The sequence below is a fragment of the Arthrobacter sp. zg-Y750 genome, assembly GCF_020907365.1.
Taxonomy (GTDB): Bacteria; Actinomycetota; Actinomycetes; order Actinomycetales; family Micrococcaceae; genus Arthrobacter_B.
In genome coordinates, this window is record NZ_JAJJOC010000024.1 from 62,666 (window position 1) to 80,979 (window position 18,314).

The window sequence follows — 18,314 nt, forward strand, 5'->3', positions numbered from 1 at the left end:
ATCATGAACCAGCGCCACACAGCCGATCCAGGCACGCCCTATACCGACCCGGTCCGCTATCCCCAAAGCGCCGCCTACGGGGTCCGGACCAAGCGGGCCTTCATCCTGCTGCTGCTGACCCTGGTTCTGCCCGGCGCAGCCCAGGTGGTTGCCGGCGACCGGAAGCTGGGCCGGCGTGCCCTGCGGGTCAGCCTCACGGCATGGGCACTGGTAGCGGCCGCCGTCGTCATTGCCCTGACCAACCGGGCCCTGCTCATCAATATTTTGACCAACCGCTGGGCGTCGCTGCTGATCATGCTGGCCCTGGTGGTGCTGGCTGTGGGCTGGGCACTGCTGTTCCTGAACACGCTGCGCATCATCCGCCCTCCGCTCCTGCAGCGCGGCGTCCGCCCGGTGGTGGCCAGCGTCCTGGCCCTGCTGATGATCGCCACCAGCGGCAGCCTGGCCTACGGCGCATACCTGATGAACGTCTCCCGGCATGCCTTCGACTCCATCTTCGCCTCCGGTCCGTCGCTGGATCCGGTGGACGGCCGGTACAACTTCCTGCTGATGGGCGGCGACGCCGGCGAGGACCGTACCGGCCTGCGGCCGGACAGCATTTCCATGTTCAGTGTGGACGCCAAGACCGGCCACACCGTGGTATTCAGCATCCCGCGAAACTTCCAAAACGCCCAGTTCCCGGCGGATTCCCCGCTGTCCGATGTGTACCCGACCGGCTATGACTGCGGCGACGAGTGCATCATCAACAGTCTGTACCAAACGGTGACCGAGAACTACGCGGACCTGTATCCAGGTTCCCAGGATCCCGGGGCCGAAGCCATGATGGACGCAGTCAGCGGCACCCTGGGACTGGAGGTCCAGGGCTACGTGATCGTGGACATGGACGGCTTCTCCACCCTTGTCGATGCCATGGGCGGGATCAAGGTCAACGTTGGCGGCTGGGTGCCTATCACCGCCGGGGAAATTCCCGGAACCAACCGCCACTATCCCCCGGACGGCTGGATTCCCCCGGGCACGCAGACCCTGGACGGCTACCACGCCCTCTGGTATGCCCGCTCCCGGGAGTTCGTTACCGACTACCACCGGATATCCCGGCAGCAGTGCGTGCAGCAGGCCATGGTGGCGCAGATGGATCCAGCTACATTGCTGACCCGCTTCCAGGCCATTGCCTCGGCGGGCGAGCAGATCGTGGAAACGGACCTGCCGCAGGACCAGCTGGGCAGTTTCGTGGACCTGGCACTGAAGGCCAAGGGACAAACGATGGAGCGGATGACCATCGGCCCGCCGGACTTCGGTCCGGCAGCGGACAACTTCGTGACCTACCCGGATTTCAACCTGATCCATGCCCGGGTCCAGGACATGCTGGACGGCACCTCCGAACCGGCAGCCCCTGCTGAGGAGGCACCCGCTGAGGAGGCCGCCCCTGAAGAGGGCATGGATGCCGGCACAGAAGCCGGCGGAACAGACGGCGAGGCAGCGGACGGAACGCCTATCACCGAGGTTCCCCAGGAGGAGACGGAAGAAATCACCGTGGAGTACCTGCAGTACCTGGCGGAGATCCAGGACGATGCGACGCTCGGTATGCTCCTGAACAACAACGGTGAGTGCAGCCCGGGCTAGTCCTGCACTGCTTCGCATCCGACTCACCTATCAGCCGAAAGAGACCCATGTACCTGCTCCGGAATACGCTCCGACCCTATGCATGGGGATCAACCACGGCCATGGCCGAACTGTTCGGCCGGGAGCCCTCCGGGGAGCCGGAGGCAGAACTGTGGATCGGAGCCCATCCGGGCGCACCGTCGGCCCTGGTGCCGCCGGTGGACGGGGCACAGACCCTCGACGAGCTTATTGCCTTGGATCCGGAGGCCGCCCTCGGCGCGGATACAGCAGCCCGGTTCGGCGGTGAGCTGCCCTTCCTGGCCAAGATCCTCGCAGCGGGCTCTCCCCTGTCGCTGCAGGTCCATCCCACGCCCGCACAGGCCCGCGCCGGTTATGCAGCCGAAGAGGAAACGGGTGTGGACCGCGGGGCGAGGGAACGCAATTACAAGGACGGGAACCACAAACCGGAGATGATCTTCGCGCTGACGCCCTTCGAGGCGTTGTGCGGTTTCCGGAACCCGGAGGAGGCAGCGCAGGTTTTCCGGGCCGTCAACGGGGCTATTGCCGCCGAGGGACGCCCGGTCCCGGAACTGCTGGAATGGATTGTTGCGGAGCTTTCTTCCGGCCACCCGGCGGCCGACCGGCTGCAGTCCGTCTTTCGGACCATCCTCAGCGACGGAGAATCCGTCCGGCCCGCGGTGGAGGAGGCGGCCGCTGCCTCGGCATTGTCAGCTGCCGGAACCGAATTTGCCCGTGAACTGACAACTGTGGCCGAGCTGCAGGGCTTCTACCCGGGTGATCCCGGGGTCTTGATCTCCCTGCTGCTCAACCGGGCCTCCCTGAAGCCCGGCGAAGCGATCTACCTCCCCGCCGGCAACGTCCACGCCTACCTGAGCGGCCTGGGCGTGGAAGTCATGGCGGCATCGGACAATGTTCTGCGCGGCGGCCTGACTCCCAAACATGTGGATGTCCCGGAACTGCTTCGGACCGTGGATTTCCGGCCGCTGGGCATTCCCTCGCTTACGGCCGGACACACCGCGGACGGGCAGGAAGTCTTCCGCCCGCCCTTTGAGGAATTCCAGCTGCAGCGGATCGAGCTGGCCCAGGGGCCGGACACCGGCCGGGACCTTCCCGCCGAAGTTCCGGTGCTGCAGAACGGACCCGCGGTGGTGATCTCCGTCCGCGGCAACGTTGCGCTGTCCTCCCCCGCCGGCAGCCTGGTCCTTGAACCCGGGCAGAGCGCTTTCCTGCCGGCCGGCGATGCGCCGGCCTTCCTGCGGCTCGCCTCCGATTCGGCGCAGCACGACGACGCCGCGCTGGCCTTCGCCGTTACGGTCGGGTCCGCCCCGGCCAACGGCGGGGATGAGCCCCGGCTGGACCTGCCGGCCTGATCCCGCTGCCGGACTGATCCCGCTGCCGGACTGATCCCCGGTTAGCGGCGCAGCCGGCCCTTGAGGCCTGCAACTACGGCGCGGGCCTTCCGCATGCCTGTTTTCGCCAGCGGCAGTGCGGTGGCGAAGACCGGGTAGAGCGGGGACAGCGGCTTGTCCCAGGTGCCCGTCAGCAGGTCCTCGTGCTTAGCCCAGCCCATCTTGAACTTGGACACGCCGTCGTTGAGCAGCCCGTTGAAGTCGTAGCGGGTAATGCCCCGCTCCTTCATGTCGGAGATGGCGTGCCACTTCAGCGCGTAGTTGGCCCGCAGCCGCTCGCCTTCCTCGGTCATCCCGCCGTAAAGCTCGAAGGCCGTGTATTCACTGGTCGAGAGCCACAGGAACGCCACCACGTCCTCCCCGCTGAAGGCGGCATACACCGGCGAATCCTCACCGAGGTTGTCGAAGATGTCCAGGTAGTAGGCGTCCTCATGGATGCCGAAGTTCGCCCGCTGGGCCGTGAGCTTGTACACAGCAAGGCACTTGGCGATTTCCGCACGCTCCACCCGGCGGTAGACCAGGTCCTCCCGCCCGGATTTGCGGATGTACTGGCGGTGCTTTTTGCTCATGTCCCCGGAAAGGTCGTCCAGGCTGCGCTGCAGGTCCAGGATCAGTGTCCGGCCAATCAGGATGGTGTTCCCGCTCCGGCGGAAACCGAGTCCGGGCAGGCCTGCGGAGAGTTTGCCGTCCTCATCCCAGTCCGGCTCAATGGACAGGGCCACGGCGGAGTGTGCCGTCTTTACATAGTCACTGACGGCATCCAGCACCTCCAGCTCCCGGCCCGGCTCCCCCTGTGGTCCGCGCGGGATGTACGCCAGGGCGCGGAACGGGAAAGGCAGCGCGCGCAGCAGCACCTGGGCGCAGCCCACCACGGTGCCGGCGTCGTCGCTGACCAGGACGCGGTCCACGCTCCATCCGTGCTCCGCCTTGGTTTTGCCCCAGCCCCACAACTGCTGGGGGTGGCCGCGGAAGCGGTTGACGGTTTCGTTCCAGGAAGCGGTTTCGGAGCAGGGAGTAACGCGCAGTGTCATGCCTTCAAGACTACTTGGCTCCCCTGCCGGGGGCCGAAACGGACGGCACCGGCGGCGGCTAACCGTGCGCGGCAGGCAACGGTCAGGCCACCGGGCCGGTCATGGGTGGGGATGGCTTGCTAGGCTCGACTATGGCTGCTTCCTCTTCCATTCCCTCATCCGGATTCCCCTCCACCGCCAGTCACCGCGGGGCGGACCTTGCACGCCGGATCACCGTCACCAGCTGTTTTGCCGTCTGCATTGTCGGCTCCATGATCGGCGTGGGCGTTTTTGGCGGCACGCCCGTGGCGGAAGCCGCCGGCGGTGCGCTGAGTGCCGATGCGACATATCTGGCTCCGGCCGGCACGGCCTTCTCCATCTGGTCCGTGATTTACACCGGGCTTGGCCTTTTCACGGTCTATCAGTGGTTTCCGTCCCAGCGAGCCTCAGGCCGGCAACGTTCCCTGGGCTGGCTGGTTGCCGCGTCGCTGCTCTTGAACGCCGCCTGGATCCTCTCGGTGCAGGCCGGGTCGGTGCTGCTCAGCGTGGTGGTGATCGTGGCCCTGCTGGCCGTCCTGGCCGAGTGTTTTCGGCGCTACGCGGTCCTGCGGACTGCACGCACCGGCGGCTGGCCGGAATGGATTGCAGTGGATGGCGCGCTGGGCCTCTATCTTGGCTGGGTATGCGTAGCCACAGCTGCGAATACCGCCTCTGCGCTCACCTCCGCAGGCTTCCGGGGTTTCGGGTTGCCTCCGGCCCTCTGGTCCGCTGCCGTGCTTGCCGTTACGGCCGCCGTCGGCATCGGGCTGGCTGCGGCCGGACGCGGCCGCCTCGCTCCGGCGGTTTCACTCGTGTGGGGACTGTCCTGGATAGCGGTCTCCCGGGTCAACGGCGGACTGGAATCTGTTCCCACCGCGGTGGCCGCCGCCGCAGCGGCAGTTGTGGTGGCTGCCGCCACCCTGGCTATCCGCTTCCGTGCCGGCCGTCCGGGAACCAGCGCCGCGCCCCGCTCCGGCCGGCCGGCCTGAGACGCCTCCTCCGCAACAAAGCGTCCCCGCCGGAAGTTTCCGGCGGGGACGCTTTTGGTACTGGGGCGCGAGGCCTGCGGACTAGTTGGCGCGGGCGTAGGACTCCCACTTGTGCGCCTGGTGTTCGCCGTCCACCACGCGGATAGTGCCGGACTTGGAGCGCATCACGATGGACTGGGTCAGGACGCGGTCCTTCTTGTAACGGACCCCGCGCAGCAGATCGCCGTCGGTGATGCCCGTCGCAGCGAAGTAGCAGTTATCGCTGGTGACCAGGTCATTGGTGGACATCACCCGGTCCAGATCATGTCCGGCGTCGATTGCCTTCTGCTTCTCGTCATCGGAGGTGGGCCACAGCCGGCCCTGGATCACGCCGCCGAGCGTCTTGATGGCGCAGGCGGTAATGATGCCTTCGGGAGTGCCGCCGATTCCCATCAGGGCATCGACGTCGGTGCCTTCGCGTGCAGCAGCAATGCCGCCGGCGACGTCGCCGTCCATCAGCATCCGGGTCCGGGCACCGGCGTCGCGGATTTCCTGCACCAGCGGCTTGTGCCGGTCACGCTCGAGGATCATGACGTTGAGCTGGTTGATCTTTTTGCCCTTGGCCTTGGCAATCAAGTGGAGGTTCTGCTTGACCGGCAGGCGCAGGTCCACCATGTCGGCGGCTTCCGGGCCGGTCACGAGCTTTTCCATGTAGAACACGGCGGAGGGATCAAACATGGTGCCGCGCTCAGCGACAGCCAGGACGGCGAGGGCGTTGTTGATGCCCAGTGCCGTAAGGCGGGTGCCGTCAATGGGGTCGACGGCAACGTCGCACAGGGCGCCGGTGCCGTCGCCAACGTGCTCGCCGTTGTAGAGCATGGGCGCTTCGTCCTTCTCGCCCTCACCGATGACCACTACGCCGTTGAAGTGGACCGTGGAAATGAGCGAACGCATGGCGTCCACTGCTGCGCCGTCGGCGGCGTTCTTGTCGCCGAAGCCCACCCAGTGGCCGCCGGCAATGGCGGCTGCCTCCGTGACACGGACCAGTTCGAGAGCCAGGTTGCGGTCCGGCTCCGAATCTCCGACTGCTAGTGCGGGGGAAAGTGTTGAGTACTGGGCACCTTTGGACACGTCAAACCTCATCTTTGAAATTTCGATGTAAACCGTCTGCGGACACCCGTTGGAGCAGATGACCTTTCTCCGATCATAGTCTGAGTGGCTTTTGCCACCACCCGGCGACCGGATATCTGCGGCCCGGTTTGACCCGGCCGGTTTGTCGGAGCGGGTTTTGCGGAGTAGGAGTTCAGCGCCGCATAAGAGAATATGGAGGGGTGAGTGAAACGCAGCCTGATCCCCAGCAGCCCCAGCAGGCCGAAGACGCGGTGACGCCGGTCCTGACCACCAAGCAGGCCAAGCGGGCCAATGCCACCGTGATGGGCATGCTGATCGCCACCGGCCTGACGCTGGCGCTGTGCCTGGTGCCGGTGCTGCTGAATCCGTCCCCCAAGATGCAGGCACGCAATGTCGATGTCACAGCTGCGGCCAACCAGGCTGCCGGGGATGCCGGCTACAGCCCGCTGGACCCTGAGCTTCCCGATGGCTGGACGGCCAATTACGCGCGTTGGAACACCGGAGAGAACAACGGCGTGCCCACGTGGGAGGTGGGATATGTCACGCCTGGAACTGAATTTATTGCCCTCACCGAGACCAATGCGGCCAATCCCACCTGGGTGTACGAGTCGACCGGCGACTCCGCCGTCGCCGGGGAACGGCAGGCCGGCGGAGTGACGTGGGAACTGCGGGATTCCTCCAGCGGGAAGGCATCCATGGTGGCCGAGGTCGAGGGCCTGACCGTGGTGCTCACGGGCTCCGGAGAGCTGAGCGAATTCGATGTCCTGGCCGAGCACGTGGTGGAGGACCTGCGCGGCAACTGATGCCGGGTGCCAAGGAAGGCACTACGGCGTCCGGCCGCCGAAGGAGTAATCTCGGAACCGTGGAGACAGAAAAGATGATCACCCCCGCCCAGGCCTGGCAGAAACTGCGTGAAGGCAACGAACGCTTTGTTGCCGGGAGCGCCAACCATCCGAACCAGGACGCCCCGCGCCGCAGTTCACTGGTGGAGGGCCAGAATCCTTTTGCCGTCATCTTCGGCTGCTCGGATTCGCGCCTCGCTGCGGAAATCATCTTCGACCTCGGTCTTGGGGACGCCTTTGTAGTCCGCACCGCGGGCCAGGTAATCGACGACGCCGTCCTCGGTTCCCTTGAATACAGCGTTGGAACGCTCAACGTGCCGCTGATTGTGGTTCTCGGCCATGACAGCTGCGGCGCGGTGACCGCGGCGAAGGAAGCCGTGGACACAGGGGAAACCCCCACCGGGTATGTTCGCTCCCTGGTGGAGCGGATTACTCCGTCGGTGTTGGCTTCGCACCGCAAGAACCTGTTTGAGGTCAACGACATGGTGGTGGAGCACACCAAGCAGACCGCCGAGCGCCTGGTGGAAAGCTCCCGGGTCATCTCTGACGCCGTGGAGGACGGCCGCGTGGCCGTCATCGGTTTGTCCTACCGGCTGGCCGAGGGCAACGCAGAGCTGGTCTCCGGGTTCGGCGCACTGGAACACCCCGCCGTCCTGCGTTCGGCACTGCCCAAGTAGTGGTTTGCGCTGCGGCGCAGCGGTTTCTACTGCGGCGGGTCGGGACACTAGGCTTGGGGACATGACTTCTGACACCTCCGAATATCGCATCGAACACGACACCATGGGCGAGGTCCGGGTTCCGGCCGCCGCCCTTTACCGTGCACAGACGCAGCGCGCGGTCGAGAACTTTCCCATTTCCGGCACCATGCTGGAAACCTCGCACATCGAAGCGCTCGCCCGGATCAAGAAGGCCGCTGCGACTGCCAACGCCGAACTGGGGGTGCTCGACGAAGAGCGCGCCCGGGCCATTGAAAAGGCAGCCGACGCCGTCGCCACTGGAATGCATGACGGCCACTTCCCCATCGACGTCTTCCAGACCGGTTCGGGTACATCCTCGAACATGAACACCAACGAGGTCCTCGCCGAGCTGGCTACCCGTGCTTTGCGGGACGCTGGCAGCGAAACCACCGTCCACCCGAACGACCACGTTAACGCGTCGCAGTCTTCCAACGACGTTTTCCCCACCTCCGTGCACGTGGCAGCTACGTCGGCACTGCTCAACAACCTGATCCCGGCCCTTGACCACCTTGCCGCGTCACTGGAGCGCAAGGCCGAAGAGTTCAAGGACGTGGTTAAGTCCGGACGGACCCACCTGATGGACGCCACGCCGGTAACGCTGGGCCAGGAATTCGGCGGGTACGCCGCCCAGGTCCGCTACGGCATCGAGCGGGTGCAGGCCTCCCTCCCCCGCGTGGCGGAGGTCCCGCTTGGCGGCACCGCCGTCGGCACCGGCATCAACACTCCGGCCGGATTCCCGCAGCGGGTCATCGAACTGCTGGCCGCCGACACCGGACTGCCGCTGACCGAAGCGCGCGACCACTTCGAGGCACAGGCCAACCGTGACGCCCTGGTTGAGGTTTCCGGCATGCTGCGCACCATCGCCGTATCCTTCACCAAGATCGCCAACGACCTGCGCTGGATGGGATCCGGCCCCAACACCGGACTGGGCGAAATCGCCATTCCCGACCTCCAGCCGGGCTCCTCGATCATGCCGGGCAAGGTCAACCCCGTCATTTCCGAGGCCGTTATGCAGGTGGCCGCACAGGTAGTAGGCAACGACGCCGCCGTCGCCTGGGCCGGCACGTTCGGTTACTTTGAACTCAACGTCGGCATCCCGGTGATCGCCGCGAACCTGCTGGAGTCCATCCGGCTGCTGGCCAATTCTTCCCGCGTAATGGCGGACAAGATGATTGACGGCATCGAAGCCAACGTTGAGCGTGCCCGCTATCTCGCCGAAGCATCCCCGTCCATCGTCACCCCGCTGAACAAGTTCATCGGCTACGAGAACGCGGCCAAGATCGCCAAGTACTCCGTCAAGGAAGGCAAGACCATCCGTCAGGCCGTCGAAGACCTGGGTTACCTGGAACGCGGCGAACTGACCGAGGAACAGTTGGACAAGGCCCTGGACGTCCTCTCGATGACGAAGCCGCCCCAGGCATAGCAGGCAGCACAAACGCCGCCTGCAGCACGCCACGCGCAGCTCCGGCGAAAGGGCATCCGGTTTTTCCGGGTGCCCTTTCCCGGCCCTCCCCTGATGGAATTTGCACATGCCAGTCCATAGTGCAAACATTTACCGCGTGAGTAATAGTGCAACAAATGAGGACTGCGGGGGCCTGCGGGAACGCAAGCGCACCGCCACCCGGGCTGCCATAACGGCTGCTGCGCGCACCCTCACTGCAGCCAAGGGCGTGAACGGCTTCACCGTGGAACAGCTCTGTGAACGGGTCGGCATTTCCCGCCGGACGTTCTTCAACTACTTCCCCGCCAAGGAAGACGCCATCCTCGGCTCGCCGGCCGACGACCTCCCGGAGGACCTGGTCCGGCGCTTCATTGAGGGCGGCGCATCATCGGCACCCGGGACACTGTCCTCCACCCTCGTGCCGGACTTTGTGGAACTCGCGGTCGGCATGACCGAGCGCATGGCTATGTCGCGCACGGAAATGGCCCAGCTCAAGGAGGCCATCAGCGCGGAACCGCGGCTGATTTCCAAAGCCATGCACGGTTCCCGCGAAGCCGAGGAGGAATTCCGCCGGATAGTTGCGGCCCGGGAATCCCTTCCTGCGGACGATCCGCGCATTGCCGTCCTGGTGGCACTCTTCGGAGCACTCGTCCAGCGGGCCGGCATGGTCTTCTTTGACCCGGCCAACACGGCGTCCTACCGCAGCACGCTCGTCACCGCGGTGAATGCCGCCGTCGAAGTGTTTTCGGCAGCGGAACCGCTGTCTCTGCCCGCCGAACCGCCTCCCTTACCCGCCCCCACCGGTTCCCCCGAACCCGCTGATTCCCCTGACCCCGCCAACCCCGCCAAGGACACCGAATGACAACCACCGCGAAAAGCGCCCCCGGGCCGCTTTTGCTGACCCAGAAACGCATCTGGATCATTTTCTCCGCACTGATCGCGGGCATGCTCCTGTCCAGCCTCGACCAGACCATTGTTTCCACGGCCATGCCCACCATCGTCGGGGAACTCGGCGGCGTCGAGCACCAGACCTGGATCACCACCGCCTACCTGCTGGCGACCACCATCGTGATGCCGATCTACGGCAAGTTCGGTGACGTACTGGGCCGGCGCAACCTGTTCCTGTTCGCCATCGCGCTGTTCACCGCCGCGTCCGTTGGCTGCGCCTTCGCCACCGATTTTTGGGGCTTCGTGATTTTCCGGGCCATCCAGGGCCTGGGCGGCGGCGGCTTGATGATCCTCTCCCAGGCGATCATTGCCGACATCGTGCCGGCGAACCAGCGGGGCAAGTACCTCGGACCGCTGGGCGGCATCTTCGGACTGTCCGCCGTGGCGGGGCCGCTGATGGGCGGCTTCTTCGTTGACCACATGACCTGGCAGTGGGCCTTCTACATCAACATTCCCATCGGCATCATTGCCTTCCTCGTTGCGTTCTTCGCACTCACGCTTCCCACCAAAAAGGCGGAAAAGCGGATCGACGTCGGAGGCGTGGTGTTCCTCTCCATTGCAACCACCTGCCTGATCTTCTTCACCGATTTCGGCGGCCGGGACGACTACGGCTGGACGGACCCGGCAACCCTGCTCTTCGGCGCGGGGATGCTCCTGGCGGCCCTGATCTTCGTGATGATCGAGCGCCGCGCAGCCGATCCCATCATTCCGCTCAGCCTCTTCCGGAACCCGATCTTCGTCAACAGCACGGCCATCGGTTTCACCTTGGGCATGGGCATGTTCGCGGCCCTGGCCTTCGTCCCCACGTTCCTGCAGATGTCCACCGGCACCTCCGCAGCCGTCTCCGGCCTGCTGATGCTGCCGATGATGGTGGGCATGATGGGCACCTCGATCTACTCCGGCCTGGCCATCACCAAGACCGGCAAGTACAAGAAGTACCCGATCATGGGCGCCGTCCTGGTTATTGCGGCCATGCTGTGGATGACCACTCTGTCCGCCGACACTCCCGTCTGGGTGATCTGCGCGCAGCTGTTCGTATTCGGCGCGGGCCTCGGCTACATCATGCAGGTTGTGGTGCTGGTCGTACAGAACTCCGTTCCGGTGGACCAGATCGGCACCGCGACTTCCAGCAACAACTACTTCCGGGAAGTCGGCGCATCACTGGGTGTCGCGATCTTCGGTGCGATGTTCACGTCCCGGCTCGCGGACAAACTGGAAGCAACCTTCGCCGGTGCGGGGCTTGACGCCTCTGCCGCAGGGGAAGCAACGGCCACCCTGCAGCCTTCCGTGCTGGAAACCCTTCCGGAACCGCTCCGGGACGGCATTGTCACCGCCTACGCCGATTCCCTTGCCCCGGTGTTCTGGTACCTGATCCCATTCCTGGTGATCGCCCTGGTCCTGGCCTTCTTCCTGAAGCAGATTCCGCTTTCCGACGTCGCCGGAATGGTCGCGCGCGGGGAAGCAGTGGGCGGGGAAGAGGCGGACCGGCTGGAGGCCGAACGCCTGGCCGCACTCAACGGCACCGCTCCGAAGTCCGGACCCGCAGATCCGTCGGCCGAAGCCGTGCCCCCGGCGACGGAGACTACGGGAACGCGGGTAGCCCCGGAGCAGGCTCCGGAGAATCCCTACCGCGAGCGGTAACCGCCCCCGGGATGCTCTTCGTCCGGAACTGGGTTGGAACAGCCGAAAGGGGCCGTCCCGCTGCTGCGGGGCGGCCCCTTTCGGCTGTTCAGTTGTTCGGCTGTTCGGTTGTTCGACTGCTTGGGAAGCCCTGCTCAGCGCTGGAAGACGGGCACGCCGTCGGCGGTCAGCGCCAGGTCGATGAGCATCTTGTGCCGGTCACTCAGCGGCGGCAGGTTCTCCAGTGCGAACCAGCCCACCTCGGTGGACTCGTCGTCGTTCACGCGTGCCGTGCCGGAAACGTACCGGCACGTGAACGCCAGGTTCAGGAAGGAACATACATCCCCGTTGGGAAAGGTGACCGGGCCGTGCGCGCCAACATGGATCAGGTGCTCGATTTCAGCCCTTACCCCCGTCTCCTCCTCAACCTCGCGCAGGGCTCCGGGACCTGCTTCTTCCCCCGGATCCAGCATGCCGGTGACCAGCGCCCAGCTTCCGTTGTCGGAGCGGCGGCCCAACAGCACCTGCCCCTCGGAGTTGAACACGACGGCGGTCACGCCGGGAAGCCACAGCGGATCGTGTCCGATCCTCTCGCGCAGGGACAGGACAAAATCAGGAGTAGGCATGCCTCTACTGTAGGCCGGGCGCCAGCATAGCCGCGGCGGCACCCAGGAGCATGAACGGCCCGAAGGGCAACGTGGAGGATGCCGTCCCGCGCCGGGAAAGGATCAGCCCCAGCCCCCATATCCCGCCGAACACAAACGCAGCCATGGTTCCCGCCAGCACGTGGCCCGGCCCAAGGAAACCGAGGTAGAGCCCCAGGAGCCCGGCCAGTTTGACGTCGCCAAGGCCCAGCCCGGAAGGATTCAGCAACCGCAGGACGAAAAACCCGGCCCCCAGACCAGCAGCACCCAGCAGCATGCCGGCAATCCGTCCGGACTCCCCGACGGCCAGCGCAGCGGCGGCCAGCAGGGCTCCAGCCACGGGATACGAGGGAAGCACCAGCGCATCCGGCAGGCGCCGGGTGCGGATATCGGCAGCGCTCAAGCGGACGGCCAGCACCGTAAACCATGCCAGCGCCAGGCCCAGCAGCCAGCCGGCATGCATGCCGCCGGGAGCAGTCCAGTAGTCCGCCAGTGTGCCAGCCATGGCTACACGCTATGCCCCGGGCCCGGGCTGTGCAGGCGACGTCCTCCAGGTGTGGACAAGCTAGCCGATCTGCCCCTCTTCCAGCAGTTCCGTCACCAGGGCCGCAATGGGGGAACGCTCGGACCGGGTGAGCGTAATGTGCCCGAACAGCGGGTGTCCCTTCAGCGTTTCCACCACCGCTGCCACGCCGTCGTGACGGCCCACGCGCAGGTTGTCCCGCTGCGCGACGTCGTGCGTCAGGACGACCTTGGAATTCTGGCCGATGCGGGAGAGCACGGTGAGCAGCACGTTTTTCTCCAGCGACTGCGCCTCATCCACGATCACAAAGGAGTCGTGCAGGGACCGGCCCCGGATATGGGTCAGGGGCAGCACCTCGAGCATGCCGCGGTCCAGGACCTCCTCCACCACTTCCGGCGAGACCAGTGCCTCCAGCGTGTCGAACACAGCCTGGCCCCAGGGTCCCATCTTTTCCGACTCGGAGCCGGGCAGATATCCCAGCTCCTGCCCGCCGACCGCGTACAGGGGGCGGAACACCACCACCTTCCGGTGTTCCCGGCGCTCCAGGACCGCCTCCAGTCCGGCACACAGGGCCAGGGCGGATTTGCCGGTCCCTGCCCTGCCGCCCAGGGATACTATGCCCACTTCCCGGTCCATCAGCAGGTCAATGGCCAGCCGCTGCTCCGCGGACCGGCCGTGCAGGCCGAAGACGTCCCGGTCCCCGCGCACCAGCCGCAGCCGCTTATCCGTACCTACGCGGCCCAGGGCCGAGCCGCGCCCGGCCATCAGCACCATTCCGGTGTTGACCGGAAGATCCGCTGCCTCAGGGTGGAACAGCGGCTGGTGGTCATACAGAAGCGCCATGTCGGCGTCAGAGATTTCCAGTTCCGCCACTCCGGTCCAGCCGGTATCGCGCACCAGGCCGTTGCGGTACTCGTCCGCGTCCAGTCCCACGGCCGAGGCCTTGACCCGCATGGGCAGGTCCTTGGACACCACCGTGACGCTGCGGCCCTCATCGGCCAGGCTTTTGGCCACCGCCAGGATCCTGCTGTCATTGTCGCTGCCCCGGATCCCGGCCGGCAGTACGTCGGTGGAGACGTGGTTCAGTTCCACCCTAAGGACTCCTCCGCTCTCCCCCAGCGGTATGGGTGCGCCAAGTCCGCCGTGCTGCACCCGCAGCTCATCGAGCAGCCGCAGGGCGTTCCGGGCAAAGTACCCGAGCTCGGGGTCCTGGCGTTTGCGCTCCAACTCGGTGATGACCACCAGCGGGAGGATTACTTCGTGTTCGGCGAACCGCAGGATCGCCCGGGGATCGGACAGCAGTACCGATGTGTCCAATACAAAGGTGGTGCGTTCCAAGGCCTGCACAAACTGGTCAGCTGCCACTGCGGACTCCCATCAGGGGCCGCCCCCGGGCCCCGGTTGCTGGACTGTGCTGCGTTCCGGCCGGCTCCGTGCTGACCGCTAGCACCAAAGTACGCCCGCCCGGTACCGGGCGGCAGCAGGACACGGCCCTCCCCCCGGGGAAGACCCCAGGCTCTTCGCGGGGAAAGGCTGTCAGGAACCGAAGCGCCGCTGCCTGCTGGCGTAGTCACGCAGGGCACGCAGGAAGTCCACGCGCCGGAAATCCGGCCACAGGGCTTCGCAGAAGTAGAACTCGCTGTACGCGCTTTGCCACATCAGGAATCCGGAGAGCCGCTGCTCGCCGGAGGTGCGGATGACCAGTTCCGGATCCGGCTGCCCGCGGGTGTAGAGGTACTCGGAAATCCGGGTGACCGAAATCTCGCCTGCGACGTCCGTAATTGTCTTGCCCTCGCTGTCGGCGTCCTGCAGCAGTTCCTTGACGGCGTCAACGATCTCCCGCCGTCCGCCGTAGCCGATGGCCACGTTCACGTGCATTCCGTCGGCGTCGCCGGTGCTGTTCCCGAGTTCGGTGAGCTGCTTCGCCAGCCTTTCGGGAAGGATCTCGAGGGCCCCCACAGGCTGGACCCGCAGGTTGCCCTCTTCACCCAGCCGGTCCAAGGTGTTCCCGATGATGTCCAGCAACGGTTCAAGCTCGCCAGCGTCACGGTTAAGGTTGTCGGTGGAGAGCATGTACAGAGTGACCATACGGACGCCGAGTTCCTGGCACCAGCCGAGGAATTCGAGGATTTTATCCGCTCCGGCCTGGTGCCCGTCGCTGGTGGGAGCACCGGCGAGTTTCGCCCACCGCCTGTTTCCATCGACCATCACGCCGATGTGTTCGGGCAGCCGCGCCCCGCTGAGGGACCGACGGAGCTTACGCTCGTAGAGGGCGTAGACAACACCGGGGAATTTCATAGCTTGCCTCACCTGCCAGGTCCGGGCGGAGCAGACGGGCTGCTGCAGCCCGGGTCTGCCTAAAGAAGAAAAAATCTTCTCCTAGGCTACCGCTAGCTCGCCCCGGCAGCGCGCAACCCGGCCCTGCCGCCCGCTTACCCAACCGTAAGTTACCCGATCGTAGGTTAGAATTTCCGTTATGGATTCGTCATCATCTTCCGCACGGCCACACGGCGTCCCCGCTCAGCATGATCCCGACTCCCGGGTAGCCCCGGGCCCGTTGGAAAGTGTGGTTGAATCCCTCGCCGAAGAACTCGAAGTCAAGCCGCGCCTGCGCGGCTGGTTCCATGCAGGTGCTGCGCCGCTTGCGCTGGCAGCAGGCATTGTCCTGGTAATTCTCTCCCCCACAACCGGCACCAGGATCGCCTCCGCTGTGTACGCTTTTACCGGTGTACTGCTGTTCGGCGTGAGCGCCGTCTATCACCGCGGCAACTGGTCACCCAAGGTCAAGAAGGTACTCAAGCGCCTGGACCACACCAACATCATGCTGGTGATTGCAGGTTCCTATACCCCCCTGGCTTGGGCACTGCTGCCCCGGGGAAGCGCGACAACCCTGCTGTGGCTGATTTGGGCCGGCGCCCTGGTGGGCGTCGCCTTCCGGCTGCTGTGGCTGAACGCGCCGCGCTGGCTGTACACCCCGGTCTACATTGCGCTGGGCTGTGCCGCGCTCTTCTACATTCCCGACTTCTACCGTGCGAGCCCGGCGGCTGCATGGCTCATCTGCGTGGGAGGAGCCATGTACATTGCAGGAGCGGTCATCTACGCCATGAAGCGCCCCAACCCGTCAGTGGAATGGTTCGGCTTCCATGAAATCTTCCATGCCTTCACACTGGCAGGGTTCGCGTGCCACTACGTGGCAATCATGTCCGCCGTGCTCGGCGCGGGCCACTAGGGCTGCCGGGTCCCGAACTGTTCAGCCAACGCTTCCGGATCAGACACCGGCCGGCTGCAGACCATGCCGCGGCACAGGTAGGCCAGGGCTGAGCCGTCCGGCGCTCCTCGGTCCCTTAGCAACGGGACGGAGGAGTCTCCACCGGTGCCCGCACCCTCCCTGAAGGCCGTCACCACAGCCGGTCCGCCGGCGGCCCTCCCTGTCCGGAGCAGGTGCTGCACCAGCTCCGAGTCGGTGCCGGTTACGGCCAGTTCCCGCGGCCCCTCCAGCGCCTGGGCCAGAACCGAGAGCGCCCAACCGCCGGCGCGGGGCGCACGGGCTCCCACCACCTGCACATGGGCCACGAGTGCCTCGGCCAGGGCGCGGTGCCGGGAGGAGCCGGAATAGGCGGCGTAGGTCACCAGCACACCGGCGAACAGTGCGGTACCGCTCGGAGCAGGCCCGTCCAGCGGGTCCGCGGAGGCCACCGCTCCCTGCGCCGCAGAGAGCTGTCCGGTACGCACCGCGGTGTCCTGCAGGACGCCGTCGGTGATGAACCGCTGTTCGGCGGCCAGGACCAGTTCCTCGGCTGCACGGTACCAGCGCTCTTCCCCGGTGGCTGCGAAGAGGGCGAACAGGCCCTCGGCCACCCCGGCGTAGTCCTCGAGCAGCCCTTCGATCCCCCGGGCCGTGCCGTTGTGCGACACCCGGATGAGGACCCCGTCCCGATAATGGACCCGCAGCAGGTACTCCGCCGCGTTCCGGGCCAGGTTCAGGGCCTCGGCATGGGGCAGGGACTCGGGGCCCGCGCCGGCGTCGTCAGCGTCCGCCAAGGCCAGGGCTGCGTCGGCCAGGCCAGCGATAGCCAGTCCGTTCCAGCCCGCCACCACCTTGTCGTCGCGTTCGGGTTGCGGCCGCGAGTCGCGCGCCGCCAGCAGGGCCGGGCTCCAGCGCAGCCACAGCTGCTCCTCTTCCGGGTCGAGGCTTCGCCCGAAATGCAGGGTGGATCCGCCCTCCTCCATCCGCCCGGTCTCCAAGTCCAGAAGATCCAGCACTGCATCTGCCTCGGTGCCGGCACCCGCCCGGGCCAGTACGGCTCGCAGTTCCTCGCCGGTCCAGACGTAGGTGGCTCCTTCCCGGCGCCGGCCGTCCACCACGGTGTCGGCGTCCAGGGACGAAGCGAATCCCCCGCCGTCCACCAGGAGGCGTTTGGCCAACCAGCCGGCAGTATCGGTGCTGACCCGCAGGGCGAGACGCCGCTGGGCCGGGGCGGGCGCCAAGCGGCTCCAGTGCGCGTAGAGCCGCAGGAGCTGGGCGTTGTCGTAGAGCATCTTCTCGAAGTGAGGCACGGACCAGGCGCGGTCCACCGTGTATCTGGCGAAGCCGCCTTCCAGCTGGTCATACAGTGCGCTGCGGGCCATGGTTTCAAGCGTGCGGTCCGCCAGGGCGGCAGCGGCGCCGGACCCGGCCCCGCCGCCGGCTCCGTAGGTGAGCAGGAAACGCAGCAACGGCGACGGCGGGAACTTCGGGGCGCCGCCCAGCCCGCCGAAGCGGGTGTCTTCCTGCTCCCCAACGGCTGCGACGGCGGCCGGCAGCACCTCCGGCGACAAGGTGCCGGAGGTGCCGGGAGCGAGGTCCAGAGCTCCTACCAGGCGCCGGTTCCCGTCCTGGGCCGAGGCCAGGTGGGCGGCAATCTGCGCCGCGCTGGTTTCCACTTCCTCCGGCCGGTCCCGCCACGCCGAAGAAACAGCTTCAAGTACCTGCCGGAACGCGGGCACCCCCTGCAGCTGCTGCGGCGGGAAGTAGGTGCCGGCGTAGAAGGTTCGGCCGTCCGGCAGGGTGAAGACGCTCATGGGCCATCCGCCTTGCCCGGTCAGGGCCTGCGTGGCGGCCATGTACACGGCGTCGACGTCGGGCCGTTCTTCCCGGTCCACCTTCACCGAGACGAAGTGCTCGTTCAGGTAAGCCGCCGTTGCGGCGTCCTCAAAGGACTCATGGGCCATGACGTGGCACCAGTGGCATGCTGCGTACCCCACCGAGATAAATACCGGAACATTGCGGCGGCGTGCTTCGGCGAAGGCTTCCTCGCCGAAGGGCCACCAGTCCACCGGGTTATCAGCGTGCTGGCGCAGATACGCCGATGCCTGGTCCCGCAGTCTCCCGGCCATGGTTGG

Annotated in this window: 16 protein-coding genes; 9 read left to right on the forward strand and 7 right to left on the reverse strand. The window is 66.1% G+C overall.

What is annotated here, in order from left to right:
• Window positions 1–3 precede the first annotated feature (3 nt).
• Together LOC57_RS15550 and manA are read left to right on the forward strand one after the other, a co-directional pair.
• Complete coding sequence (locus tag LOC57_RS15550) at window positions 4–1,620, forward strand: LCP family protein (RefSeq protein WP_229960809.1); 1,617 nt, start codon at window positions 4–6, stop codon at window positions 1,618–1,620.
• Window positions 1,621–1,667: 47 nt separating this feature from the next.
• Window positions 1,668–2,990: a mannose-6-phosphate isomerase, class I gene (gene manA / locus LOC57_RS15555; protein WP_229960811.1), complete on the forward strand. Its 1,323-nt coding sequence runs from the start codon at window positions 1,668–1,670 to the stop codon at window positions 2,988–2,990.
• A gap of 41 nt (window positions 2,991–3,031) precedes the next feature.
• Here manA and LOC57_RS15560 read toward each other — a convergent pair whose 3' ends face one another.
• Window positions 3,032–4,060 carry a lipid II:glycine glycyltransferase FemX gene (locus LOC57_RS15560; protein WP_229960813.1) on the reverse strand — a complete coding sequence of 343 codons (1,029 nt, stop codon included), beginning with the start codon at window positions 4,058–4,060 and terminating at the stop codon, window positions 3,032–3,034.
• 131 nt (window positions 4,061–4,191) lie between these two features.
• Here LOC57_RS15560 and LOC57_RS15565 point away from each other — a divergent pair, with 131 nt between their 5' ends.
• Entirely contained in the window at window positions 4,192–5,067 is an 876-nt protein-coding gene (locus LOC57_RS15565) for a tryptophan-rich sensory protein (RefSeq protein ID WP_229960815.1), read from the forward strand.
• A gap of 81 nt (window positions 5,068–5,148) precedes the next feature.
• Here the strand turns inward: LOC57_RS15565 and glpX are convergent, their stop codons facing one another.
• The gene (glpX, locus tag LOC57_RS15570; protein WP_227914095.1) at window positions 5,149–6,189 is read right to left on the reverse strand and encodes a class II fructose-bisphosphatase; all 1,041 of its coding nucleotides are present in this window, start codon (window positions 6,187–6,189) and stop codon (window positions 5,149–5,151) included.
• A gap of 188 nt (window positions 6,190–6,377) precedes the next feature.
• Here glpX and LOC57_RS15575 point away from each other — a divergent pair, with 188 nt between their 5' ends.
• The 5 genes from LOC57_RS15575 to LOC57_RS15595 all read left to right on the forward strand — a co-directional run bounded on the left by LOC57_RS15575 (window position 6,378) and on the right by LOC57_RS15595 (window position 11,786).
• Entirely contained in the window at window positions 6,378–6,980 is a 603-nt protein-coding gene (locus tag LOC57_RS15575; RefSeq protein WP_227914094.1) for a DUF4245 domain-containing protein, read from the forward strand.
• 74 nt (window positions 6,981–7,054) lie between these two features.
• Window positions 7,055–7,696, forward strand: coding sequence for a carbonic anhydrase (locus LOC57_RS15580; protein WP_227914141.1), 642 nt, complete (start codon window positions 7,055–7,057; stop codon window positions 7,694–7,696).
• A gap of 61 nt (window positions 7,697–7,757) precedes the next feature.
• Window positions 7,758–9,179 carry a class II fumarate hydratase gene (locus LOC57_RS15585; RefSeq protein ID WP_227914093.1) on the forward strand — a complete coding sequence of 474 codons (1,422 nt, stop codon included), beginning with the start codon at window positions 7,758–7,760 and terminating at the stop codon, window positions 9,177–9,179.
• Between the two features lie 136 nt (window positions 9,180–9,315).
• On the forward strand, window positions 9,316–10,059 hold the full coding sequence (locus LOC57_RS15590; RefSeq protein WP_229960817.1) for a TetR/AcrR family transcriptional regulator: 744 nt from the start codon (window positions 9,316–9,318) through the stop codon (window positions 10,057–10,059).
• On the forward strand, window positions 10,056–11,786 hold the full coding sequence (locus LOC57_RS15595; protein WP_229960818.1) for an MDR family MFS transporter: 1,731 nt from the start codon (window positions 10,056–10,058) through the stop codon (window positions 11,784–11,786). Before LOC57_RS15590 ends, LOC57_RS15595 begins: the two co-directional genes overlap by 4 nt.
• 134 nt (window positions 11,787–11,920) lie before the next feature.
• Here the strand turns inward: LOC57_RS15595 and LOC57_RS15600 are convergent, their stop codons facing one another.
• The 4 genes from LOC57_RS15600 to LOC57_RS15615 all read right to left on the reverse strand — a co-directional run bounded on the left by LOC57_RS15600 (window position 11,921) and on the right by LOC57_RS15615 (window position 15,230).
• A complete protein-coding gene (locus LOC57_RS15600) occupies window positions 11,921–12,391 on the reverse strand; it encodes an NUDIX hydrolase (RefSeq protein WP_229960820.1) in 471 nt (156 codons plus the stop codon).
• Window positions 12,392–12,395: 4 nt separating this feature from the next.
• Complete coding sequence (locus LOC57_RS15605) at window positions 12,396–12,914, reverse strand: prepilin peptidase (RefSeq protein ID WP_227914089.1); 519 nt, start codon at window positions 12,912–12,914, stop codon at window positions 12,396–12,398.
• Window positions 12,915–12,974: 60 nt separating this feature from the next.
• A complete protein-coding gene (locus LOC57_RS15610; protein ID WP_227914088.1) occupies window positions 12,975–14,297 on the reverse strand; it encodes a PhoH family protein in 1,323 nt (440 codons plus the stop codon).
• A gap of 171 nt (window positions 14,298–14,468) precedes the next feature.
• Window positions 14,469–15,230 (reverse strand): isoprenyl transferase, encoded by a 762-nt coding sequence (locus tag LOC57_RS15615; protein WP_227914087.1) that lies wholly within the window; start codon window positions 15,228–15,230, stop codon window positions 14,469–14,471.
• Between the two features lie 178 nt (window positions 15,231–15,408).
• Between LOC57_RS15615 and trhA the strand changes: the two genes are divergently transcribed.
• On the forward strand, window positions 15,409–16,161 hold the full coding sequence (trhA, locus tag LOC57_RS15620; protein ID WP_227914086.1) for a PAQR family membrane homeostasis protein TrhA: 753 nt from the start codon (window positions 15,409–15,411) through the stop codon (window positions 16,159–16,161).
• Here trhA and LOC57_RS15625 read toward each other — a convergent pair.
• A complete protein-coding gene (locus LOC57_RS15625; protein WP_229960822.1) occupies window positions 16,158–18,308 on the reverse strand; it encodes a thioredoxin domain-containing protein in 2,151 nt (716 codons plus the stop codon). The genes trhA and LOC57_RS15625 overlap by 4 nt on opposite strands.
• Window positions 18,309–18,314 lie beyond the last annotated feature (6 nt).